At 39.8% G+C, this 25,700-nt stretch carries 16 protein-coding genes, 3 rRNA genes and 2 riboswitches; of the genes, 17 read left to right on the top strand and 2 right to left on the bottom strand.

Annotated features, from left to right (window positions below):
- The first annotated feature begins 219 nt into the window (after positions 1–219).
- A complete protein-coding gene (locus tag MKX39_RS15550) occupies positions 220–1,161 on the top strand; it encodes an ATP-grasp domain-containing protein (RefSeq protein ID WP_340770284.1) in 942 nt (313 codons plus the stop codon).
- A gap of 243 nt (positions 1,162–1,404) precedes the next feature.
- Here the strand turns inward: MKX39_RS15550 and MKX39_RS15545 are convergent, their stop codons facing one another.
- The gene (locus MKX39_RS15545; RefSeq protein WP_340770282.1) at positions 1,405–2,271 is read right to left on the bottom strand and encodes a DUF1206 domain-containing protein; all 867 of its coding nucleotides are present in this window, start codon (positions 2,269–2,271) and stop codon (positions 1,405–1,407) included.
- Between the two features lie 255 nt (positions 2,272–2,526).
- On the opposite strand from MKX39_RS15545, the gene MKX39_RS15540 reads away from it, so the two are divergent.
- The 14 genes from MKX39_RS15540 to rrf all read left to right on the top strand — a co-directional run bounded on the left by MKX39_RS15540 (position 2,527) and on the right by rrf (position 23,737).
- Entirely contained in the window at positions 2,527–3,282 is a 756-nt protein-coding gene (locus MKX39_RS15540) for an exodeoxyribonuclease III (RefSeq protein WP_340770280.1), read from the top strand.
- A gap of 94 nt (positions 3,283–3,376) precedes the next feature.
- Positions 3,377–4,657, top strand: a complete 1,281-nt coding sequence (locus MKX39_RS15535; protein WP_093538339.1) for an aminotransferase class I/II-fold pyridoxal phosphate-dependent enzyme — start codon at positions 3,377–3,379, stop codon at positions 4,655–4,657.
- A gap of 145 nt (positions 4,658–4,802) precedes the next feature.
- Positions 4,803–6,989, top strand: coding sequence for an outer membrane protein assembly factor BamB family protein (locus MKX39_RS15530; RefSeq protein WP_340770277.1), 2,187 nt, complete (start codon positions 4,803–4,805; stop codon positions 6,987–6,989).
- A gap of 239 nt (positions 6,990–7,228) precedes the next feature.
- Positions 7,229–8,713, top strand: a complete 1,485-nt coding sequence (locus MKX39_RS15525) for a nicotinate phosphoribosyltransferase (RefSeq protein WP_340763502.1) — start codon at positions 7,229–7,231, stop codon at positions 8,711–8,713.
- Complete coding sequence (gene nadE / locus MKX39_RS15520) at positions 8,713–9,540, top strand: ammonia-dependent NAD(+) synthetase (protein WP_340770276.1); 828 nt, start codon at positions 8,713–8,715, stop codon at positions 9,538–9,540. The genes MKX39_RS15525 and nadE overlap by 1 nt, the downstream gene beginning before the upstream one ends.
- Positions 9,541–9,705: 165 nt before the next feature.
- Positions 9,706–10,656, top strand: coding sequence for an AAA family ATPase (locus MKX39_RS15515; RefSeq protein WP_093538343.1), 951 nt, complete (start codon positions 9,706–9,708; stop codon positions 10,654–10,656).
- A complete protein-coding gene (locus MKX39_RS15510) occupies positions 10,653–11,858 on the top strand; it encodes a DUF58 domain-containing protein (RefSeq protein WP_340770274.1) in 1,206 nt (401 codons plus the stop codon). The genes MKX39_RS15515 and MKX39_RS15510 overlap by 4 nt, the downstream gene beginning before the upstream one ends.
- Entirely contained in the window at positions 11,855–14,056 is a 2,202-nt protein-coding gene (locus MKX39_RS15505; protein ID WP_340770272.1) for a transglutaminase domain-containing protein, read from the top strand. The genes MKX39_RS15510 and MKX39_RS15505 overlap by 4 nt, the downstream gene beginning before the upstream one ends.
- A 34-nt stretch (positions 14,057–14,090) precedes the next feature.
- Positions 14,091–14,192: riboswitch (purine riboswitch) on the top strand.
- Positions 14,193–14,334: 142 nt separating this feature from the next.
- Positions 14,335–15,888, top strand: a complete 1,554-nt coding sequence (guaA, locus tag MKX39_RS15500) for a glutamine-hydrolyzing GMP synthase (protein WP_340770270.1) — start codon at positions 14,335–14,337, stop codon at positions 15,886–15,888.
- A gap of 338 nt (positions 15,889–16,226) precedes the next feature.
- Positions 16,227–16,376, top strand: coding sequence for a hypothetical protein (locus MKX39_RS15495; RefSeq protein WP_093538347.1), 150 nt, complete (start codon positions 16,227–16,229; stop codon positions 16,374–16,376).
- Positions 16,377–16,672: 296 nt separating this feature from the next.
- A riboswitch (purine riboswitch) is annotated at positions 16,673–16,774 on the top strand.
- Positions 16,775–16,865: 91 nt separating this feature from the next.
- On the top strand, positions 16,866–18,197 hold the full coding sequence (locus MKX39_RS15490; RefSeq protein ID WP_340770268.1) for an NCS2 family permease: 1,332 nt from the start codon (positions 16,866–16,868) through the stop codon (positions 18,195–18,197).
- A gap of 560 nt (positions 18,198–18,757) precedes the next feature.
- Positions 18,758–20,312, top strand: a 16S ribosomal RNA gene (locus MKX39_RS15485).
- A 195-nt stretch (positions 20,313–20,507) separates the two neighbouring features.
- Positions 20,508–23,436 (top strand): 23S ribosomal RNA (locus MKX39_RS15480).
- A 185-nt stretch (positions 23,437–23,621) separates the two neighbouring features.
- Positions 23,622–23,737: ribosomal RNA gene (gene rrf / locus MKX39_RS15475) — 5S ribosomal RNA — on the top strand.
- The 16S, 23S and 5S rRNA genes sit together here, the layout of an rRNA operon.
- A gap of 662 nt (positions 23,738–24,399) precedes the next feature.
- Here rrf and MKX39_RS15470 read toward each other — a convergent pair.
- Positions 24,400–24,726: a transposase gene (locus MKX39_RS15470; protein WP_340763497.1), complete on the bottom strand. Its 327-nt coding sequence runs from the start codon at positions 24,724–24,726 to the stop codon at positions 24,400–24,402.
- A 240-nt stretch (positions 24,727–24,966) separates the two neighbouring features.
- Between MKX39_RS15470 and MKX39_RS15465 the strand changes: the two genes are divergently transcribed.
- Entirely contained in the window at positions 24,967–25,509 is a 543-nt protein-coding gene (locus MKX39_RS15465) for a DUF2179 domain-containing protein (RefSeq protein WP_093538032.1), read from the top strand.
- On the top strand, positions 25,506–25,694 hold the full coding sequence (locus tag MKX39_RS15460) for an NETI motif-containing protein (RefSeq protein WP_093538033.1): 189 nt from the start codon (positions 25,506–25,508) through the stop codon (positions 25,692–25,694). Before MKX39_RS15465 ends, MKX39_RS15460 begins: the two co-directional genes overlap by 4 nt.
- The last annotated feature ends 6 nt before the right edge of the window (positions 25,695–25,700 follow it).

Below are 25,700 nucleotides of genomic sequence, written 5' to 3'. Positions count from 1 at the left end.
CCGCAGGAACGTAGTGACGAGGAGGCTGAAGCCAAGCCCACGGAAAGCGAAGTGGTGGGCATTGCCGAGTTTAATATTCAACTCCACCTAAAATTAAGTTTGTCTACAGTCTGAACCCTGCTCTCCAAGAGCAGGGTTTTATGCTGTTGTCTCCAACTTTATTGGTATATACTAATACATAGTAGTTTGATAGGAATAGAAGTAGAGGAGTGGATGATTATGTCTAAAATATATATAATTCATGAAAATGATGAGTGGACGGTTCATTTAACAAAACGATTAGAAGAATTAAATTTACCTTATGAATTATGGCATCTAAACCAGGGAATTGTAGATTTAACAACAGCACCTCCAGAAGGGGTGTTTTATAACCGAATGAGTGCTTCTTCCCATACTAGGGGACATAGATATGCACCTGAATTAGCTGGTGGAGTGCTGTCTTGGCTTGAGCTTCATGGAAGAACAGTATTTAATGGAACGAAAGCGTTAAGTTTAGAACTAAGTAAGATCAATCAGTATACTGCTTTGCAAGCAAGTGGCATCAACACGCCAAAAACGATTGCGGCTGTTGGTAGTGAGCAAATTATTTTAGCTGCTAAAAAGCTAGGGAAGACGCCATTTATCACAAAGCATAATCGTGCTGGTAAAGGATTAGGAGTACAATTATTTCAAACAATAGAGGCATTGGAAACTTATGTGAATGGCCCTGCATTTGAAGATCCTGTAGATGGTATTACGCTCATCCAACAATACATCCAATCACCCGATGCTTATATTACGAGAGCGGAGTTCATCGGTGGTAAGTATTTATATGCAGTAAGAGTAGATACTTCAGAAGGATTCGAGCTTTGTCCGGCAGATTCATGTCAAATTGGAGATGCATTCTGTCCAGTGGGAGAAGAACCAGCTATGAAGTTTGAAGTTAAAGAAGATATAGATGTATCTTGGGTCGAGCGATATGAAGCATTCTTGCAAGCAAACAAAATTGATGTAGCCGGTATTGAATTTATTCGTGATGCAAACGGGGAAGTGTACACGTATGACGTAAACACAAATACGAACTACAATGCGGATGCAGAGGCTAAGGCAGAGAAATATGGGATGCTGGAGCTTGCTAAGTTTTTAGGGACTGTCCTAGAAAAGTCTAAAGTCCATGCTTAATAGAGTTAGTACCAAAGGAGGGTTTTTATGAGCTTAGTATTGTTTGGGGCTATCTCATTAGTTATTTTGTTTGGGCTATTTGCATTAGCTATCGCCATATTTGTGTTACTGAAGATGACTAAAAAGTAAAGAGTAAGTCAGTCTTTATTGAAAGAGAACGATGTAATCTAAAATGACTATCAGATTATATATCAATCTGATAGTCATTTATAAGGGATGAGAGATAGCGTACTTCGAAAATGTTTAACGTTTTTTAAAGTTAGATTTCTCATAACCAAAGTTCATGCGCTGATAGCGTCCGAGTATGATTTGGTGGAGGCCATATAAGATTAGTCCAATTGCTACCATAGCTAGCAAAAACTTTCCGAAGGGCTGGTTTGCTAATTCTGTCAAAGCACCCCCAAACCCTTTAGATTCTTCGGAGTTATTTGTATATGCTGTGCGAATAAAGAAAAATCCGATCATACTTATAACAGTCCCTCTTGAAATAAGACCAATTTTCCCTGTTATTCTAGCAACATTTCGTTCCATACCATTCATTTCATAGGTTTTGAATTCAGACATGAATTTCTCTTTAATACCACTATAAAGTTCGAAAACGCCACATCCAATAATTATTGCACCAACTATTCCAACTAACCATATACCAAATGGTTGTTCCAGTAACTTAATGGAAACGTTTTTCTCAGATTCACTATTACCAGCATTTCCCGTATGGCTTGCTAGTTTTATAGCTCCATATGATAAATTTGCATAAATGACTCCACTAATGAAATAACCCGCTCTTTTTATTAGACCTTGTACATCAGTTCCTACATTATTAGGATCTTTAATTGCTAATATAAAAACCCATAGGATATAACCGAATAAACCTATTCCAATAATCCATAGGGCAATTTCCCCGAATGGTATTTCAGAGATTGATTGCAATACACCAGACGTTCCGGTCATCTCTCCTCGGGGTCCGAATGCTGCTAAAGCTGCTAGAATGCCGATCATTCCATACACAATACCTATAGTCATATAACCAAAACGACCAAAGCGACGAACCCAAGGTTTCGCTTCGCTCATTTTATGTTTTGCCCCGGATGATTTTAATGATACATCCATGTATTCGACACTTCCTCTACTATTCTCTTATTTATAAAGTACCCTTTTTCTCACTAAATAGAAACCCAATCTAACGACCAATATATGACAGAATTCTTAACCAAAAGAGGATTGATCTATATTAATCATCATAACTCTGGAATTATAAAAATTCCCATTACTTGTCTTGCCTACTCATTGTTTTTAAAAGAGACAATACTTTGTTATGATTAACATAAAACTAGTTACATAAGTTTCTATCTTGGAGGATATAAAATGAAGTTGGTTTCATGGAATGTGAATGGCATAAGAGCCTGCGCGAAAAAAGGATTTCTCGAATATTTTAATGAAGTAAACGCTGATATTTTTTGTTTGCAAGAAACAAAGCTGCAAGCTGGTCAAATTGAGCTACCCTTACACGGCTATGAACAGTATTGGAACTATGCCTTGAAAAAGGGCTATTCTGGTACAGCAATTTTTACGAAGGTAAAACCGATTTCTGTTAAATATGGTGTTGGTGATAATGTTTCAGAGGATGAAGGTAGAATTATTACACTGGAGTATGATCAATTTTACTTGGTGAATGTATACACTCCGAATGCTAAACGAGATCTAACGAGACTTCCATATCGACTGGAATGGGAAGATGAAATGCGTACTTACTTAATAACACTTAATGCTATAAAGCCTGTAATTATGTGTGGGGACTTAAACGTGGCTCATAGCGAAATAGATTTGAAAAACGCTAAATCTAATAGAGGTAACTCAGGGTTTACGGAACAAGAGCGTGGCAAAATGACCGATTTACTTGCAGCAGGATTTGTAGATACATTTCGTTACTTTTATCCAGAAAAAGAAGATGCCTATAGTTGGTGGTCCTATATGAGTCAGGTGCGAGAGCGAAATATTGGATGGAGAATAGATTATTTTATAGCTTCTGAAAAACTAGTCCCTTTTTTGAAGGATGCTTCTATAGATCCACAGGTACTCGGAAGTGATCATTGTCCTGTTATTTTAGAATTAGTGCAGTGACAAGGTTAGAATGATATATTTCACGTAAGGGTATAATACTTTAGTTAAATAGAGTACAATATTTGTAAATCAGATATTATGGAGGTACCAATAGATGAATGCTTTAGCAACGCAATTAAATGAAAAAATGCAAAAAGAAAACCCAGCAGTCTATAATATGTTGTCCGATTTAGGTAAAAACTTGTACTATCCAAAAGGTATTTTAAGTCAAAGTGCAGAAGCAGGGAAAAAAGCACATCGTTTTAATGCTACTATTGGAATCGCAACGGAAAATGGGGAACCGATGCATTTCAACCATATACAAAAGAAATTAGATTATAAACCAAATGATATCTATCCATATGCTCCTCCTCAGGGGAAGGAAGCTTTACGTTTAGTATGGAAGGAAAAGCTGTTAGTAGACAACCCATCGATGAATGGTAAATCAATTGGTACACCGATAGTAACTAGTGCACTAACACATGGCTTAAGTATTGCAGCAGACTTGTTCATGGATGCTGGAGACGTATTAGTAACACCGCAACAATATTGGGGGAACTATAACACAGTGTTCCAAGTAAGAAGAGGTGGACGGGTAGAGACTTTCCCTCTTTTCAATGAGGCTGGTAGTTTCCATGTGGAAGCGTTCCGTGACACACTTGCTAAACAAACGGAAAAAGCAATCGTCTTGTTAAACTTCCCTAACAATCCTACGGGCTTTACGCCTTCTGTTAAAGAGGCAGAAGCAATCGTTCAAGTATTGAAGGATGCTGCTGAAGGTGGTTTGAAATTAGTAGTTTTACTAGATGATGCATACTTCGGGTTATTTTATGAGGATTCTATTAAAGAATCGTTGTTCGGTTTATTAGCGGACAGTCATGAAAACATTTTGCCAGTCAAAATTGATGGTGCGACAAAAGAAAATTACGTTTGGGGATTCCGTGTTGGATTTATCACATATGCGGCGAGTCCTGATACATTAGATGCTCTAGAACAGAAGACGAAGGGAATAATTCGCGGTACGGTTTCAAGTGGATCTCATATTTCTCAGACAATTCTGTTGGAATCTCTTCAATCTGAAGAGTTTTTACAAGAAAAAGAAGAAAAGTTCCAAATTATGCAGGGTAGAGCAGTAAAAACAAAGCAAGTCCTAGCGGATGAAAAATTCGCTCCATATTGGACCTATTATCCATTCAACTCGGGTTACTTCATGTGCTTGAAGTTAAACGCAGTGGATGCAGAAACTTTAAGACTACATTTACTTGATCATTACGGTGTAGGAGTAATCGCAAGCAACAAAACAGACATCCGCGTTGCATTCTCCTGTGTAGAAGAGAATGACATTCAAGAGTTGTTTGATCTAATCTATGAAGGTTGTAAAGACTTAACTAAATAAGAAGGTATTAAAAAAACTGTTCAGGAGTCTAAACTCTTGAACAGTTTTTTTATTTGATTCGACTATCGAAGAAACCGCATTTCTATCAATTTCGAAACATAAAATATTTAAACGGACATTTCACTATTTTTGAAGGGAGAGTCAGATGAAAAGTAGAGGATTATCAGTATCTGCACTATTTTTTATAGGATTAGTAATCACTTTAGTAGCTTTTTTTATGATATATCTAGTAATAAACTTTGAAAACTTGAATGAAGGGAACGGAGAAGTTCCATATGCCAGCATAACAGTAAAAGAGGAACCAGAGGAAGAGACAGAAGTGGAAGAAAGTCCATCAATACCTGATGAAGTAGTAAAATATTCTTCAACTGAATGGACAACAAATGGTGGAGATTACTACAACAGACGTTATTCGATGCTAAACCAAATCACTACTGAAAATATTGGGGATTTAAAACCAACTTGGGTTAGTAGCTTAGGAGGGTCAGGAGCAGAAGGTAAATATTCTGGAGAAGCAACTCCTATTGTAGTCGATGGTATTATGTATATCGCTACTGGAGCAAATGATGTTTTCGCTATAGATGCTAAAACTGGAGAACAATTATGGGTATACAATCCGGATATACCGCAAGAAATGGATACAGTATGCTGTGGTTGGACGACTCGTGGAGTTGCGGTCGGTGACGGAAAAGTATTTGTAGGATTACTGGACGCACGTTTAATCGCACTCGACCAAAAGACAGGAGAAGTATTATGGGAAACTACTGTAGCTGAGTGGGAAGAAGGTTACACGATCACTAGTGCACCTCTATTCTATAATGGGAAAGTCTATACGGGGGTAGCAGGAGGAGAATATGGTATTCGTGGACGTGTAATGGCCTATGATGCAGATTTAGGTTTTGAAGTTTGGCGTTTCTACACAATACCTGGTCCGGGTGATATAAACGGAGATACATGGCCAGCAGATAGTGACGCTTGGTTAACAGGTGGAGGACCGGTATGGAATACTCCATCCGTTGATCCTGAACTGGGGTACATTTACTTTGCAACTGGAAATACCGCTCCAGACTTAGATGGAAGTAACCGTGAAGGGGATAATTTATATGCCAATTCGGTCGTCGCGGTGAATGCTGAAAACGGACAATATGTATGGCATTTCCAAGAAGTGCATCATGATATTTGGGATATGGATCCAGCAAACCCAGTCGTTCTTTATGATGTAGAAATGGATGGGAAAATGAGAAAAGGGCTTGGGCAGGCCGGTAAAACTGGTTGGGTTTATCTATTAGACCGTGCCGATGGAACGCCGCTTGTTGGTATAGAAGAAAAACCTGTACCGCAGGATGAACGTCAAAAAACGGCAGCAACGCAACCGTTTCCTGTTGGAGATGCCTTTGTTCCTCAGGCTGTGACAGAGGAAGATGTGAAGAATGATCTATCACCTGATTTCACAGGTGAAATTGGAGGTATCTTTACACCATTTTGGGATGTTCCAATTACACTTAAGCCAGGGCCAACTGGTGGAGCAAACTGGCCACCTTCAGCTTATAATCCGGATACCGAGTACTTTTATGTATTAGGTAATGACACATATATGTCCTTTGAAAGAAGTGAGTTGGAAGAATTTAAAGAGGGAGATCAATACTTTGGAAGTATTTTTGGACCAATTTTAGATGCTCCAGTTCGGGGGACTGTCACTGCGATCGACGTAAAAACTAACAAAATTGCTTGGCAGCAAAAGTGGGATACTCAAGCGTATAGTGGAGTGTTAACTACTAAAGGAAATCTTGTTTTTGTTGGACATAATGACGGCCGTTTGATTGCATACGATGCAAAAACGGGCGATCAAGTTTGGGAATACATGATGGATGCAGGAGCAAATGCACCTTCCGTTACGTATGAAATTGATGGTGAGCAATACATCAGTATTTATGCTGCGGGTAATGCACTTGCAGGTAGTAAGCATGGAGATAAGATATACACATTTAAATTAGGTGGAGATTTACCAGAAGGGCAAGTAATTAAGTTCCCTGCGAAAAGTACAAAACCGGCAGAAAAGCCTACTGAAGGAGACACAGTGAGTGCAAATCCTGATAAAGGGATTACTGTATATGATGCAAACTGTTTAGCTTGCCATGGTAACCAAGGCGCAAACGGCCATAATGGACCTAATTTACAAAATAGTGAAGTTGCTGTAAGCAGAGATGATGTTATAGCACGTATTGAAGAGGGGGGTACTTCCATGCCTTCGTTTAAAGATACGCTGACCGCTGAAGAAATCGAAGCAGTTGCAGCCTATGTTGTAGATCTAATTTCTCCAATGGGAGAATAATAAAACAAAAAAATACTAGCTACTGATTAAGTTGTTATTCAAACTTATTGAGTAGCTTTTTCTGTTCTTAAAACTACTAATATTAATTAGATTAGATATCATTCTCTCTAGGATAATACGTCACACCTAAACGTCAGGTTTTCTCCGAAATTGTAACCGTCATTGGGATAGGATTATTTGCAAAGAAAAAGGGTAAATAGTGTATACTTATTTCAATAGTTATGAAAAAGGGGATTTTTATGAAGAAAAATTATCCAGATGACGGTTTAGCCTTACATACTGATTTATACCAAATAAATATGGTGGAAACCTATTGGGCAGATAATATGCATGAACGGAAAGCGGTGTTTGAATTGTTTTTCCGCAAACTCCCATTTGGTAATGGATATGGCATTTTTGCAGGACTAGAAAGATGTCTAGATTATTTGCGTGATTTTCACTTCACCGACAGTGATTTAGAGTATTTGCAAGAAGAGCTTGGATACAGAGAGGACTTTATAGCCTATTTACGTACTATTCGTTTTACCGGAAATGTATATTCAATGGTTGAAGGGGAGCTAGTATTTCCAAATGAACCGATTATTCGTATTGAATCTACGCTTGCGGAAGCGCAGCTAGTAGAAACGGCCCTGCTTAATATCGTCAATTATCAAACGTTAATAGCGACAAAAGGTTCTCGTATTAAACAAGTGCTTAAAGATGAAATCGCTATGGAGTTTGGTTCAAGACGAGCGCAAGAAATGGATGCAGCCATCTGGGGTACTCGAGCTGCCTACATAGGTGGAATAGATGGAACTAGTAATGTTCGTGCTGGGAAAAAGTTTGGAATTCCTGTGACTGGAACGCATGCTCATTCACTAGTGCAAGCATATAAAAATGAATATGAAGCATTTCATTCGTATGCGCAGCGCCATAAAGATTGCGTATTTTTGGTGGATACATATAATACATTAAAAACGGGGGTTCCTACAGCTATAAGAGTAGCGAAAGAACTGGGAGATAAGATTAACTTTATCGGTATTCGTTTAGATTCAGGTGATATTTCATTTTTATCGAAGGAAGCTAGAAAAATGTTAGATGAAGCTGGCTTCCCTAATGCTAAAATCGTTGTTTCCAATGATTTAGATGAATATACTATTTTGAACTTAAAAGCACAAGGTGCCAAGGTCGATAGTTGGGGAATCGGAACGAAGTTAATCACTGCATACGATCAACCAGCACTTGGAGCAGTTTATAAAATTGTCTCTATTGCAAACGAGGCAGGAGTGATGGAAGACACGATTAAGATTTCTTCCACTACTGAAAAGGTGACAACGCCTGGCCAGAAAAAACTATATCGAATTATTGATAAAGAAAATGGTAAAGCAGAAGGTGACTATATTACAATGCACGATGAAGATCCAACACATGAGGAACGCTTAAAGATGTTCCATCCAGTGCATACATTTGTCTCTAAATTTGTAACCAATTTTGAAGCAAGGGATCTACATGAAAAAGTGATTGAAAATGGGGAAGTTATTTATCGAATCCCTGAGTTATCGGAAGTTCGGAAATATGCGCATGACAACCTGGATCTATTGTGGGAAGAGTATAAACGCTCTCTAAATCCTGAAGAGTATCCAGTGGACTTGAGCCAAAAATGTTGGGACAATAAAATGCGTAATATTCAAGAGATTAAGGACATGGAACATAATATTATTGACCAAAATGGAGGTAGGTATTAATGTCAGCTAAACAACAAGAAATTATAGCAGCGTTAAAAGTGAAACCAACCATTGATGTACAACAAGAAATACGTATTAGTATTGATTTTATGAAGGACTATTTAAAAAAACACCCCTTTTTAACAAGTATGGTCTTAGGTATTTCTGGAGGTCAAGATTCTACATTAGTAGGGAAACTTGCTCAGCTTACAGTCGATGAATTAAATCAAGAGCTTAGTGAGGATAAATATTCATTTATAGCAGTAAGTTTACCGTATGGTATTCAATTTGATGAGACGGATCGTCAAGATGCATTGGATTTTATCAAGCCAAGTAAACGTATAACGATCAATATAAAAGAAGCGGTGGATGCTAGTGATAGGGCTTTAGTGGAGGCTGGAGTGAGCCTATCTGATTTTGCTAAAGGGAATGAAAAGGCTCGAGAGCGTATGAAAGCTCAATATTCTATAGCAGCTATGCACAATGGTGTGGTCCTTGGTACGGATCATGCAGCAGAAGCCGTAACAGGATTTTATACAAAATACGGAGATGGTGGAGTAGATATTACGCCAATCTTCCGCTTAAACAAGCGTCAAGGTAAGCTGATTTTGAAAGAATTAGGTTGTCCTGAACATCTCTATACTAAAATTCCGACTGCAGATTTGGAAGAAGACAGACCGGCTCTACCGGATGAAGTAGCGCTTGGCGTAACATATGATGAAATTGATGATTATTTAGAAGGTAAAACGGTATCGAAGGAATCGGAAGAAAAAATTGAAGGTTTCTATATTCGGTCCATGCATAAACGTAATATGCCAGTCACCATTTTTGATGATTTTTGGAAATAATAACAAAGTCTGATATATAAAAATAGAAAGTCGAACTGTCGAGTAAAAAGGCAGCTCGACTTTTTTGTTTTCTATTTGTACTTAAGGCAAATTTTGGGTATGCTTATAGCGTATTGTAAAAATTTTCACGCAAGTCAATTTATACGTGATTTTAGGGGGAGAATGATGAGAGAACGAGCACAGATAGAAACGATTATTCGAAATATAGAAAAAGTAATGATTGGTAAAAAAGATATTGCGGAACTTGCAGTAGTTGCATTATTAGCGCAAGGACATGTGTTATTAGAAGACGTACCCGGTGTAGGTAAAACGATGATGGTGCGGGCGCTTGCCAAATCTATTGGAGCAGATTTTAAAAGAATTCAATTCACACCGGATTTATTGCCTTCGGACGTATTAGGGGTTTCTATTTACAATCCAAAGGAAATGGAGTTCGAGTTTAGACCTGGACCTATTATGGGGAATATAGTGCTTGCGGATGAAATCAATCGTACATCCCCAAAAACGCAATCTGCGCTACTAGAAGGGATGGAAGAAGCTTCCGTTACCATTGATGGAGTGACTATGCCGATTCCAAGACCATTTTTTGTAATGGCGACGCAAAATCCGATTGAACATGAAGGGACCTACCCGTTACCAGAGGCCCAATTAGATCGTTTTTTACTTAAGTTAAAGATGGGTTATCCGCATCCAAGCGAAGAAATTGAAGTATTAAATAGATTAGAACATGCATCACCGATTGATACATTGGTGCCTGTCATTTCTCTAGAAGAGTTAATCGAACTTCAGAAAAAGGTGAAGCAAGTAACAGTAGATGAAACAATAAAGAGCTATATCGTTGAATTATCTAATCGTACAAGACAGGATACATATATTTATCTAGGAGTAAGTCCACGTGCATCTATTGCATTAATGCGCGCGTCGCAGGGTCTTGCGTTGCTTCATGGTAGAGATTATGTAAACCCAGATGATATTCAATATTTGATGCCTTATGTTTTCGGACATCGTGTCATCTTACGCCCTGAGGCACGTTATGATGGAATTTCGTCTGAAGAAGTGCTTGCACGAATTGTGAAGAGGACTCCGGTTCCTATTAAGAGGAAAATAAGTCAATGAAGCATTTGCTCAATCGATGGAAAAAAATTCGAGGGGTAGTAGGCGTTCTATTCCTCCTAGTAGTAGCTTTTGTGTATGCAATGTTTCAGGGAGGGTTTGTTAGCTGGTTTTTGTTTTATTTGATCGTCCCTATTTCTTTATATTCGTTGTTATTATATATGAATTCACTGAACGATATCGTTGTGGAACGAATAATTGAAACTGGTAAAGTTCAAAGTGGTGGAAGGTTTTCAGCAACTATTCAGGTGACGAGAAAAAGTCGTTTTCCACTAATGTACGTTCAAATGGAGGAAAAAGTAAGCTCTTCTCTTGCTACAGAAGCTTCATGGAAACAGCTTACCTTTTGGGGCATGAAAAAAGAATTTAGATGGACTTATGAAATAGAGCATATTCCACGTGGAGAGCATGTTTTAGAAGGGACAAGCATTGTAGTAAGCGATTTATTTGGTTGGGTGAAAAAAGAAGTATTTGTAACAAATTCTAAAACAATTCTCGTATTTCCAAACTTGACTGAGATGGTCTACATTCCAATTGAAACGAGATATGACCAAGGAGCAGCTGCTTCTAGAATTCAAGCTATGAAAGATACATCAATGGCAACTGGCGTTAGATCATACCAATCGGGTGATCGTGTATCATGGATTCATTGGAAGTCTTTCGCCAGAACACAAACACTAAAAACAAAAGAATTCGAAGATCGTCAATCCCAGGATATGTTCGTGGTGATGGACCGAACGCCTTCTCCTCTGTTTGAGGAAGTGGTCGACTTAACAGCCTCAATGATGCAAGCGATTGTAAAGCATCAGGCATCCTCTGCATTTCTCTCGGTTGGAGAGGAACGATTGTTCTTGCCTGAAGTTCAAACTGACCAGCATCTTCAACGAGTGCTATATCATTTAACAAAGGTAAAAGACGATTTAACGAAGCCGCTAGAGCAAGTAATTTTGCATGACCGATCATTATCCAATGCGACAACTCTTTTATATGTGACTAGTAATCTAACTTATGAATGGATGGATAATGTACAAAAAAATGCAACAAACTTACGAGCGTGTACTTGTTTTGTCATAAAATCCAAAAATGAAAAAAATACAAGTGAAGAGAATGCTATGTACAAGTATGCAGCAAGTAGAGGTTTTCAAGTACAGTCGATTACGAAAGATCGCTTTGCCCAAGCCTTTTTGGAGGTGAAACGTTCATGAGTAACAAAGCGCAGCAAACAATAATATCTATACTTATTTATTCTTTTGTTTTTATCCTAATGATGGAATGGTTAAAACCAGTTATCGAGTTAACGAGTACAGGTTTTTTAAGCTTATTTGGTTGGTATTTAGTAATCTCCTTTTTGTTTTATCTTATAAAATTGAAATGGGTATATGCATTTCCTGTTAAGTTAGTATTTATTTGTTGGGTAATTATACATATCTATACAGATCTATCTTTCTTATCAATAGAGGCATTGAAGTTTATTTGGGGGATGTTCGTAGGAAATATCGCTTCTCTTATAAGTCAAGATTGGGTACAGGCGACAGACCCCTTCCGAACATTTTTATTTTTCATTTTATTATGGATGACTACGTATCTATTAAACTATTGGATACGAGTACGTAAAAACTTAATGTTATTCTTTTTGTTTACCGTTTTATTTATAACAATCTTAGATACATTTAGTCCATATAGTGGAGAGAAAAGTATTGTTACCGTGTTAATATCTGGCTTCCTCATTTTGGGCTTATTATATGCTCAAAAAATGTTATCGGGGCATGAGAAAATACATGGTGCATTTATAGTAGCAAGTATTGGAAGTTTGTTAAGTATTATAGTTATTAGTAGTGCCCTCGCTTACGTTTTGCCAAAAGCAGGTCCTAGTTGGCCAGATCCAGTGCCTTTTCTATTATCGACCAGTCCAAATGCAGATAATAGGGAAGATGGAAAAGGTGTTGGTGGAGGAATACAAAAAGTCGGCTATGGAGAAAATGATGAGCGCTTGGGAGGAGCCTTTGCGAGCGATGATACTCCCGTATTTTATGCGACTAGTCCAACGAAGCAATATTGGAAGATTGAAACGAAGGACATGTATACTTCTAAAGGCTGGGTAAATTCAGCAACAGAGCCTCCAAGCCTTTCGAACTACGGGTTGGGAGAACCGATTCAATCTGATATTGCACCTGGGACAGAAGATGAGTCGTTAATAGCTAGAATCTATATGTCTCAACCGTATCCTTTTATCATGCAGCCTTATGGAATCGAGCGGGTTGACTCAATGGAGCCTATTTCTTTAAAAATGAATGAAAGAAATCAAAAACTATATACATTTAATGGAGACAATGAAGTACCTGTTGGAACCTATGAAGTAACCTATAACGAGCCAATCTATAGCTTAAAAGCACTTAGGGATACGGCGCCTGCAAAGTTAGAAGGATTATCTAGTGAATTCGATCGCTATTTGCAGCTTCCCGAAACATTACCTTCAAGGGTAAAGGATTTGGCAACTTCTATTACTGCAGATACCGATAATTTATATGATAAGGCAAAAGCAATTGAACGCTATTTCCGATTAAATGGTTTTAGCTACAATCAGGATTTGGCGGCAGTTCCAGAAGGTGATACCGATTATGTCGATCAGTTTTTATTTGATACGAAGGTCGGCTATTGTGATAACTTCTCCACTTCGATGGTTGTATTGTTGCGTTCGGAAGGAATTCCTGCACGTTGGGTGAAGGGGTTTGCGCCGGGAGACGTAGTTGAACGTGATAATGGAGTTCCAGTTTATGAAGTGACAAACAATAATGCACATTCATGGGTAGAAGCTTATTTTCCAGGTACTGGATGGATGACATTCGAGCCTACAATTGGATTTACGAATGCTGTCAATTTAAATTATGATATAGACAATGAAAAAGATGAGTTGGAAACACCGGAAAATACACCTAAGGAGACTCCAGAAAAGCCTCAAGCTGAAAAAGATAAGAAGGAAGTTTCCAAAGGTTTTACAGAAATCCTGAGTAACTTTGCTAAATGGATTTCTAATAACAAAGCACCTATATTATGGACACTACTCGGTTTAGTATTGCTTTCTATGCTAGCCTATCGTTATCGAAGAAAGTGGTTATCCAAAGTGTTAATACCGGTGAGCCGAATGCGGAAAAATGACTGGGATACATTTGAAAAAATGTATCATCAGCTATTGAAACAATTAGATGCATATGGAATGAAGAGAGAGCAAGGACAGACGCTATCTGCTTATGCAAAATATGTAGATTCTGGCTTTGGAGAAACACATATGCGTAAATTAACAGATGCATATGAAAAAGGCTTATATGGTAATAATCGAGAGGGCATGAATTATGAGTCGATGAGAGAAAGTTGGGAATATTTAATCAATCAGCTTAGCGGTTGATTTTGAGGGCAACTACCTGTAAACTAAAGTCAAATTAAATGACCAATGTTGCCCTCGTATATGTCCGATAATATGGTTCGGATGTTTCTACCAAGTTGCCATTAACAACTTGACTATGAAGGTGAATGCAGTCATGTCTTTTTTAGGCATATGCATTCACCTTTTTGATGTAGAGAACATAAACGCGTAGAAAGAGGAGGTATGCTTTCTTACGCGTTTTTTTATCATTCTATTAGATTGAGGGTACGTTTGGATTATTATCAGAAGAGGTGGAACTAATGACTTTAACACCATTATTAAAGGAACAAGAAAAGATAGTTGTTTTGGATTTCGGTAGTCAATATAACCAACTAATTACACGTCGTATTCGTGAATTTGGTGTTTACAGTGAACTACTGCCACATACAGTTACAGCAGAAGAATTGAAAAAAGTAAATGCAACAGGGATCATCTTCTCAGGCGGACCTAATTCAGTTTACGATAAAAATGCATTCCATATCGATTCTGCAATCTATGACTTAGGTGTTCCAATTTTAGGTATTTGCTACGGTATGCAGCTAATGTCTCAACATTTCGGTGGGAAAGTAGAAAAAGCTTCTCATCGTGAGTATGGGAAAGCGGAGATCAATGTGAAAAACGCAACTTCTTTATTTGGACAACTTCCAGAAAACCAAGTCGTTTGGATGAGTCATGGAGACCATGTAACAGTTGCTCCTGAGGGCTTTGAAGTTATTGCAACAAGTCCATCTTGTGAAGTAGCTGCAATGGCAAACGAAGCAAAAAATTTCTATGCTGTACAATTCCATCCTGAAGTTAGACATTCTATTTATGGGATTGAGTTAATACGTCAATTCGTATTTGATATTTGTCATGCTAAAGGTGACTGGTCCATGGAAAGCTTTGTAGAGATGCAAATCCAAAACATTCGCCAAGAAGTTGGGGATAAAAAAGTTCTTTGTGCACTAAGTGGTGGAGTAGATTCTTCAGTAGTTGCGGTACTAATCCATAAAGCAATTGGAGACCAACTAACATGTATGTTTGTGGACCATAACTTAAACCGTAAAGGTGAAGTAGAGCAAGTAATGAAGACTTTCACAGAAGGTTTTAATATGAATGTTATTAAAATTGATGCTCGCGAACGTTTCATGAACAAATTAGCTGGGGTTTCAGATCCAGAGAAAAAACGCAAAATTATCGGGAATGAATTTATATACGTATTTGACGAGGAAGCTTCTAAGTTAGACGGTATGGATTTCCTAGCACAAGGTACGCTATATACAGATATTATTGAGTCTGGAACTGCAACAGCTCAAACGATTAAATCTCATCATAATGTTGGTGGATTGCCAGAAGATATGCAGTTCAAACTAATTGAGCCACTTAAAACGTTGTTTAAAGACGAAGTGCGTGCATTAGGATTAGAACTTGGTATTGATGAAAAAATCGTTTGGCGTCAACCTTTCCCAGGACCTGGTTTAGGAATTCGTGTATTAGGTGAAATTACTGAAGAAAAATTAGAAATCGTTCGTGAATCTGATTTCATCCTTCGCGAAGAAATCGCCAAAGCGGGACTTGATCGTGATATTTGGCAGTACTTCACAGTTCTTCCAGACATCCGCAGCGTTGGTGTAATGGGTGATGCACGTACATATGATTACGCAATCGGTATCCGTGCAGTAACCTCTATTGATGGAATGACTTCTGACTGGGCACGTATCCCATGGGACGTTCTAGAGAAAGTATCTGTTCGTTTAGTCAATGAAGTGTCTCACATCAACCGCGTACTGTATGACATTACGAGTAAACCACCAGCTACGATTGAGTGGGAATAGGACCAAACACTAAAACCTTATATCAAGGATTTAAAGGTTATGAGTGATTGTTTCAAAATAGGACTTTCCTTTATTCATGTAATTTATGATTAAAGGGAGGTCTTATTTTTGTTCATAATCATTGAATTGAAGGAAGGTTTCAAAATGAATCAGGAAACTGTATTATATAGAGATGTGTATTGAAGCATTGGAGTTGATTCATATTAAGAAGTGCATTCAGTACCGTAAATCTAATCTTTAGATTAGCGTTAAGCTAATAGGGTTTAATTCCGTAAAATAAGGTATATTATATTTGTTGAATAGATTCTCTTTAAAGACAAGAAAAGTGGGTGAACAAAGTGGGAAAATATCTTTTGGATAATAAAGGTCAGGCAGCTGTGGCGAGTTATCATGAAAAAAACAAGCCTGCCAAATTTGATAAAAAGCAGCAGCTAGAAAAAATACGGGCAGAGTATTTGAAAAAGAAACAAAACCAAACGGAAAAATAATATAAATGAAAACACAGGAGGGTAAACCCTTTCCTGTGTTTTTCTTATTCCAGTTATTGGAGAAAGAGTTATTTGAATTTTTAAATGGATAATAGTAGTTCAGTTTTTAGTATAATACATACTCCTTCTATTTAAAATGGAAATTACTAATTTGCTCTTGATTACAGTAGTAAGTATGAGGAGTATTTGAATTAGTAAGAAATACTAGAAGTGTCATAATGACGAACTATATTAAGTTTTTATATAAAAACGTTCGGATTTAGTATTGATTTTCTAAAATAATGATGTTATATTACATATATAATTTAATATGTCGTCGTATAACGTTGGGAATAAGGCCCAAAAGTCTCTACCGAATCACCGTAAATGATTCGACTACGATTAAGAGGAAGAAGGATAATTCTTCCCTTACTTGAGATACTAAAGCATACGACTGATTTACTAGTCGTATGCTTTTTTCTGTTATACAGACAATAACTGGAGGAAATCATGAAAAAGTATTTTCAGTTTGAAGAATTAGGGACTAATTACCGCAGTGAAATTATTGGAGGGTTAACAACTTTCCTAGCTATGGCGTATATTCTTATAGTAAACCCGATGATCCTTTCGCTTGATGGGATAGAGGGATTACCAGATTCCATGCATATGGATAAAGGTGCTGTATTTACAGCTACTGCTCTTGCAGCAGGCCTTGGTTCTATATTAATGGGAGTTCTGGCGAAATACCCAATTGCACTAGCACCAGGTATGGGATTAAACGCATTTTTTGCTTTTACAGTAGTACTAGATTTTGGAATCTCATGGCAAATTGCTTTAACTGGCGTTTTTGTAGCAGGAGTAATCTTTATACTTCTATCGTTAACTGGCATTCGTGAAACAATTATAAACGCAATTCCAACCGAACTAAAGTATGCAGTGGGTGCTGGAATTGGTTTGTTTATCACTTTTGTAGGTTTGCAAAACTCTAAGATTATCGTAAGTGATCCTTCTGTAATTGTTGGTCTAGGAAATTTAGCAGACCCTAACATTTTATTAACGATTTTTGGGCTTGTTATTACAGTGATTATGATGGTGAAAGGCGTTAAAGGTGGAATATTCTACGGAATGCTGATTACGGCAATCGTTGGTATGATTTTCAGTCTAGTGCCACTACCATCCGGAATCGTAAGTAGTATTCCAGATGTAAGCCCAACATTTGGAGCTGCACTTGATCCAATTTTTAATGATCCAACTTCTTTATTAACTACACAATTCTTAGTTGTAGTGCTTACTTTCTTATTTGTAAACTTCTTTGATACAGCTGGAACATTGATATCTGTTGCTAACCAAGCGGGATTAATGAAAGGCAATAAATTACCACGTGCTGGTAAAGCGTTACTAGCAGATGCAATAGCTACTACAGCTGGAGCAGTAGCGGGTACTTCCACTACTACTAGTTATGTAGAATCAACAGCTGGTGTTGCAGCTGGGGCGCGTTCAGGTTTCGCGGCAGTAGTAACGGGAGTGCTGATGTTATTAGCATTATTCTTCTATCCAATATTAAGTGTAGTTACTTCTTATGTAACGGCGCCCGCGTTAATAATAGTTGGGGTATTGATGGTTTCTGCTTTAGGAAATATAGAGTGGAAAAAATTCGAAGTTGCAGTGCCTGCGTTTTTCGTAATCATTGCAATGCCATTAACTTATTCTATTGCAACTGGTATCGCCATTGGATTTTTATTCTACCCAATTACAATGATCGTAGCAGGGCGTATTAAAGAAATCCATCCGATTATGTATGGTTTATGGGTTATATTCCTTTGTTACTTTATCTTCTTATAAAAATAGTAAAACAAGAGAGAAGCATTGTGCTTCTCTTTTTTGTTTCTTCTATATAGATGTACCTTATGATAAATTCATCTAACTTTACTAAACTTTGAAAACTAAAGAGGGTATTATCTCTTTGTTCTAACTTATTTTAATTAGAATCTTAAATATTATAATTAGGAATCTAGATAGATTTGAGTTTAAAGGAAGTGTCGTTATTTTCATAGAAACCTAGCGTTTAAAAGGGTTCCTATTAACTCTATTTAATTGTTGCATTTATCAGAAAAAAGTGTTATTATATTTTACACAACAACTTTACAAAAAGCTGTTGACGAAGGTAGCAAAAGGGTGTTAAGATACAAAGGTCGCTGAAACAAGACGACAACTTAAACAACATGAACATTGAAAACTGAACATGCAAAACGTTAAGAAACATAGCTTTCAACTAACTTGTTAGGATGAGAGCAAAACAATTTTGGACATCATTTAATGATGATGCCAGCAAAACAAAATGAGCTTTTAAACTAGTTCTAATTTGTTCGCTTTCGATGTGCTCTGCATACCGGAAGCGAACTATTATGGAGAGTTTGATCCTGGCTCAGGACGAACGCTGGCGGCATGCCTAATACATGCAAGTCGAGCGAATGACGAAGAAGCTTGCTTCTTCTGATTTAGCGGCGGACGGGTGAGTAACACGTGGGCAACCTGCCCTGTAGATTGGGATAACTCCGGGAAACCGGGGCTAATACCGAATAATCCATTTCCTCTCATGGGGAGATGTTAAAAGACGGCATCTCGCTGTCACTACAGGATGGGCCCGCGGCGCATTAGCTAGTTGGTGAGGTAACGGCTCACCAAGGCGACGATGCGTAGCCGACCTGAGAGGGTGATCGGCCACACTGGGACTGAGACACGGCCCAGACTCCTACGGGAGGCAGCAGTAGGGAATCTTCCACAATGGACGAAAGTCTGATGGAGCAATGCCGCGTGAGTGAAGAAGGTTTTCGGATCGTAAAACTCTGTTGTGAGGGAAGAACAAGTACGAGAGTAACTGCTCGTACCTTGACGGTACCTCATTAGAAAGCCACGGCTAACTACGTGCCAGCAGCCGCGGTAATACGTAGGTGGCAAGCGTTGTCCGGAATTATTGGGCGTAAAGCGCGCGCAGGCGGTCCTTTAAGTCTGATGTGAAATCCCACGGCTCAACCGTGGAAGGTCATTGGAAACTGGGGGACTTGAGTACAGAAGAGGAAAGCGGAATTCCAAGTGTAGCGGTGAAATGCGTAGAGATTTGGAGGAACACCAGTGGCGAAGGCGGCTTTCTGGTCTGTAACTGACGCTGAGGCGCGAAAGCGTGGGGAGCAAACAGGATTAGATACCCTGGTAGTCCACGCCGTAAACGATGAGTGCTAAGTGTTAGGGGGTTTCCGCCCCTTAGTGCTGCAGCTAACGCATTAAGCACTCCGCCTGGGGAGTACGGTCGCAAGACTGAAACTCAAAGGAATTGACGGGGGCCCGCACAAGCGGTGGAGCATGTGGTTTAATTCGAAGCAACGCGAAGAACCTTACCAGGTCTTGACATCCCGCTGACCGGCCTAGAGATAGGCTTTTCCCTTCGGGGACAGCGGTGACAGGTGGTGCATGGTTGTCGTCAGCTCGTGTCGTGAGATGTTGGGTTAAGTCCCGCAACGAGCGCAACCCTTGATCTTAGTTGCCAGCATTCAGTTGGGCACTCTAAGGTGACTGCCGGTGATAAACCGGAGGAAGGTGGGGATGACGTCAAATCATCATGCCCCTTATGACCTGGGCTACACACGTGCTACAATGGACGGTACAGAGGGTCGCAACCCCGCGAGGGTGAGCAAATCCCATAAAACCGTTCTCAGTTCGGATTGTAGGCTGCAACTCGCCTACATGAAGCCGGAATCGCTAGTAATCGTGGATCAGCATGCCACGGTGAATACGTTCCCGGGCCTTGTACACACCGCCCGTCACACCACGAGAGTTTGTAACACCCGAAGTCGGTGGGGTAACCCTTACGGGAGCCAGCCGCCGAAGGTGGGACAGATGATTGGGGTGAAGTCGTAACAAGGTAGCCGTATCGGAAGGTGCGGCTGGATCACCTCCTTTCTAAGGATAATATCGGAATACGAATCTTTATTCGTATCTTAACGTTTTGCAGTTCAGTTTTGAATGTTCATTTTATATGAAGATTCAACTCTTGTTCTTTGAAAACTGGATAAAACGACATTGAAACAATAAACAACAAGAAATTCTGTTGTGATTATTTACGTAATCACGACGTGTAAGACTTTTTAACTTTTAGGTTAAGTTAATAAGGGCGCACGGTGAATGCCTTGGCACTAGGAGTCGACGAAGGACGGCACTAACACCGATATGCTTCGGGGAGCTGTAAGTGAGCTTTGATCCGGAGATTTCCGAATGGGGAAACCCACTGTTCGTAATGGAGCAGTACATTTGCGTGAATACATAGCGCATCTGAGACACACCCAGGGAACTGAAACATCTAAGTACCTGGAGGAAGAGAAAGAAAATTCGATTCCCTGAGTAGCGGCGAGCGAAACGGGAATAGCCCAAACCAAAAGGCTTGCCTTTTGGGGTTGTAGGACACTCTACATAGAGTTACAAAGGAATGAGTTAGACGAAGCGATCTGGAAAGGTCCGCAGGATAGGGTAAAAGCCCCGTAGTCTAAAATTCATTCTCTCTTGAGTGTATCCTGAGTACGGCGGAACACGTGAAATTCCGTCGGAATCTGGGAGGACCATCTCCCAAGGCTAAATACTACCTAGTGACCGATAGTGAACCAGTACCGTGAGGGAAAGGTGAAAAGCACCCCGGAAGGGGAGTGAAATAGATCCTGAAACCGTGTGCCTACAAGTAGTTAGAGCCCGTTAATGGGTGATAGCGTGCCTTTTGTAGAATGAACCGGCGAGTTACGATCCCATGCAAGGTTAAGTCGAGAAGACGGAGCCGCAGCGAAAGCGAGTCTGAATAGGGCGAATGAGTATGTGGTCGTAGACCCGAAACCAGGTGATCTACCCATGTCCAGGATGAAGGTAAGGTAACACTTACTGGAGGTCCGAACCCACGCACGTTGAAAAGTGCGGGGATGAGGTGTGGGTAGCGGAGAAATTCCAATCGAACCTGGAGATAGCTGGTTCTCTCCGAAATAGCTTTAGGGCTAGCCTCAAACGTTAGAATCTTGGAGGTAGAGCACTGTTTGGACTAGGGGCCCATCCCGGGTTACCGAATTCAGACAAACTCCGAATGCCAATGATTTATGTTTGGGAGTCAGACTGCGAGTGATAAGATCCGTAGTCAAGAGGGAAACAGCCCAGACCACCAGCTAAGGTCCCAAAGTATTTGTTAAGTGGAAAAGGATGTGGCGTTGCTTAGACAACCAGGATGTTGGCTTAGAAGCAGCCATCATTTAAAGAGTGCGTAATAGCTCACTGGTCGAGTGACGCTGCGCCGAAAATGTATCGGGGCTAAACAAATCACCGAAGCTGTGGATTGATACCTTTGGTATCAGTGGTAGGAGAGCGTTCTAAGGGCGTTGAAGTCAGACCGGAAGGACTGGTGGAGCGCTTAGAAGTGAGAATGCCGGTATGAGTAGCGAAAGACGGGTGAGAATCCCGTCCACCGTATGACTAAGGTTTCCTGAGGAAGGCTCGTCCGCTCAGGGTTAGTCGGGACCTAAGCCGAGGCCGATAGGCGTAGGCGATGGATAACAGGTTGATATTCCTGTACCACCAAACCACCGTTTGAGTAATGGGGGGACGCAGAAGGATAGGGTAAGCATGCTGTTGGTTATGCATGTCCAAGCAGTAAGGTGTGAATGTAGGCAAATCCGCATTCTTTAACATTGAGCTGTGATGGCGAGGACGTATGTCTAGAGTTCCTGATTTCACACTGCCAAGAAAAGCCTCTAGCGAGGTGAAAGGTGCCCGTACCGCAAACCGACACAGGTAGTCGAGGAGAGAATCCTAAGGTGAGCGAGAGAACTCTCGTTAAGGAACTCGGCAAAATGACCCCGTAACTTCGGGAGAAGGGGTGCTCTTTTGGGTTCATAGCCTAGAAGAGCCGCAGTGAATAGGCCCAGGCGACTGTTTAGCAAAAACACAGGTCTATGCAAAACCGTAAGGTGAAGTATATGGGCTGACGCCTGCCCGGTGCTGGAAGGTTAAGAGGAGTGCTTAGCGCAAGCGAAGGTGCGAATTGAAGCCCCAGTAAACGGCGGCCGTAACTATAACGGTCCTAAGGTAGCGAAATTCCTTGTCGGGTAAGTTCCGACCCGCACGAAAGGCGTAACGATCTGGGCACTGTCTCAACGAGAGACTCGGTGAAATTATAGTACCTGTGAAGATGCAGGTTACCCGCGACAGGACGGAAAGACCCCGTGGAGCTTTACTATAGCTTGATATTGAATTTTGGTGCAACTTGTACAGGATAGGCAGGAGCCTTAGAGCCCGGAGCGCCAGCTTCGGAGGAGGCGTCGGTGGGATACTGCCCTGGTTGTATTGAAATTCTAACCCATACCCGTAACCCGGGTAGGAGACAGTGTCAGGCGGGTAGTTTGACTGGGGCGGTCGCCTCCTAAAGTGTAACGGAGGCGCCCAAAGGTTCCCTCAGAATGGTTGGAAATCATTCGAAGAGTGTAAAGGCAGAAGGGAGCTTGACTGCGAGACCTACAAGTCGAGCAGGGTCGAAAGACGGGCTTAGTGATCCGGTGGTTCCGCATGGAAGGGCCATCGCTCAACGGATAAAAGCTACCCCGGGGATAACAGGCTTATCTCCCCCAAGAGTCCACATCGACGGGGAGGTTTGGCACCTCGATGTCGGCTCATCGCATCCTGGGGCTGTAGTCGGTCCCAAGGGTTGGGCTGTTCGCCCATTAAAGCGGTACGCGAGCTGGGTTCAGAACGTCGTGAGACAGTTCGGTCCCTATCCGTCGTGGGCGTAGGAAATTTGAGAGGAGCTGTCCTTAGTACGAGAGGACCGGGATGGACACACCGCTGGTGTACCAGTTGTTCTGCCAAGAGCATCGCTGGGTAGCTATGTGTGGACGGGATAAGTGCTGAAAGCATCTAAGCACGAAGCCCCCCTCAAGATGAGATTTCCCATTACGCAAGTAAGTAAGATCCCTCAAAGACGATGAGGTAGATAGGTTCGGGGTGGAAGCGTGGCGACACGTGCAGCTGACGAATACTAATCGATCGAGGACTTAACCAAATTTTGTTTAACGTAACAATGTCGTTTATCCAGTTTTGAGTGAACAAGCACTCTATTATGAGGGTTTCAAGATACAAGCAGTGCTAGGAAACGAGTGAGAGAAGGAAGGAACGTACTAACGTACGTGACTGACAGATCGAATGAAGTTGACAACGCAATGCGCCGTATATTGGAAGCCGAAAGAGTCTAGTGATGATGGCGAAGAGGTCACACCCGTTCCCATACCGAACACGGAAGTTAAGCTCTTCAGCGCCGATGGTAGTTGGGGGTTTCCCCCTGTGAGAGTAGGACGTCGCTGGGCACCAAAAAAAGTCGTTACCGAGTTATATCGGTAACGATTTTTTTGTGGTTATAGATATTTTTCACCCACTTATCCAAAGGGTAAAGTTCACTATTTGCAACTAGGAACAAGGAAGTTTGATTTCCTTTTTCTTTAACAGGCGCAATTAAGAAAGGCTTAGGTACTCGTTACCTACAATACCTGGCGAGCGCTATTTTGGTGCTCTTTTTTGTGGTGATTTTTTATTATTCCAACTAAACAGCTCAAAATTCCAACTAAGCCCCTTTCTAGCATAAAAAAAAGAAACCGCACTGTGATTTCTCTCATTTTTATACTATTACTGCATTTTTCACGGTAAAGTAAGCGTAAAAAAGAGGGGCAAAGAGCTCGAGAATGTAAGGAAGAGATGCTCTAGAGGTATATTATACCGGAGAATCAAAAGAGAGCCCTAACGATAGAAATCTAGACATATTATGCCATCATAAGTTTTAGCCACGGCCGGTTAAACTCTTGCACAGGTCTTTGTGGGAGTATGACATCACTAGACGCCATATAAAAAGTCACACTAAGTTTAATTCAATAGCATCTTATTAGACTTTTTTTGAATACAAAGAAGTAAGAAAATTAATTTTATATTTTATGAAATTCACTCCCTACTTTCATAAATGAAGCATATGAAAACTTCAAAGATTCTTCAGCTTTCTGGGGTATGAAAGCTTTTTTAAGTGAATATAAATGGGAAGCTTTTTAAGTAACTCCATTTTTTGTTGCTCATTATACTTTTTTTCAATTTCCTTGAGACGACTTATTTCTTCTTGAGAATATGGAGAGAGCGCATTTTTCCCATCTTCCTTATATTTTCTAATCCACGTTGTAACTGAATTGACGCTTACGTGCAATTCATCTGCTACATCTTTACGTCCTCTTCCGTTTTTTAGAACCTCTTGTACTGCATACATTTTTTGTTCTTGTGTTGTTTGTGTATATCTTTTTCTAAATTGTCCATGCATTGACTGATCCCCCTAGAAATTGGTCATATTCTCTAACAGTATTTATGAACTAAAACAATTTCAAATCCACACTTCACCCAATTAGTGTATTGTACTATCTTTTGTATAATTTGTCATCAGAATATTATAAATTTTAACTTTATAATAAAAGGAATACAATTTCAGCTAAAAGCTTGAATTCCTTGAAATTGCTACACTATATGCGATAATGAAGAACAACATATGTTAGGAGTTGATGAAATGGATGTATCTCCAATTTTAATGATAATCATTATTTTTTCTATTAATATTGTTTATGTTACTTTCTTTACTTTGCGAATGATTCTTACATTAAAAGGATACCGTTATATCGCCGCACTTATAAGTATGGTAGAAACGGTAATTTATATAGTGGGACTAGGTCTAGTATTAGATAACTTAAATGAAATCCAAAACTTGGTTGCTTATGCAGTTGGGTATGGTACTGGAGTTGTTATTGGAACGAAAATTGAAGAAAAAATGGCACTTGGGTATATTATGGTAAATGCAATCTCTACAGATACTAAACTAAACTTACCTTTAATATTGAGAGATGAAGGATATGGAGTTACAGATTGGCATGCGAATGGTAGACAAGGTGAGAGACAAGCTCTTCAAATACTAACACCAAGGAAATATGAGTTAAAACTGTATACTAGACTGAAAGATCTTGATCCGGGTATTTTCATAATCGCCTATGAACCCAAGTCAATTCACGGCGGATTTTGGGTGAAATCTATAAAGAAGGGAAAACTATTTAAATGAAGAAAGAAACAAAATGGTTTGAAGTGGAAGAGAATGAAACTATTTCAGAGTGTATAGACAGAATGACTGAAGATGGTTATCAAATTGCTGGACGGAGAGAAGAGCCAATTTTTGCAGAGGTTGAAGGTGGTCCCCCTGTTCCAGTAAGACAATTAATTATGTTAAAAGGAATTAAAGAAACATAATTGTTG

This window comes from Psychrobacillus sp. FSL K6-1464 (assembly GCF_038003145.1).
GTDB classification, from domain to species: domain Bacteria; phylum Bacillota; class Bacilli; order Bacillales_A; family Planococcaceae; genus Psychrobacillus; species Psychrobacillus psychrotolerans.
This window is presented reverse-complemented; position numbering and strand designations above follow the sequence as displayed.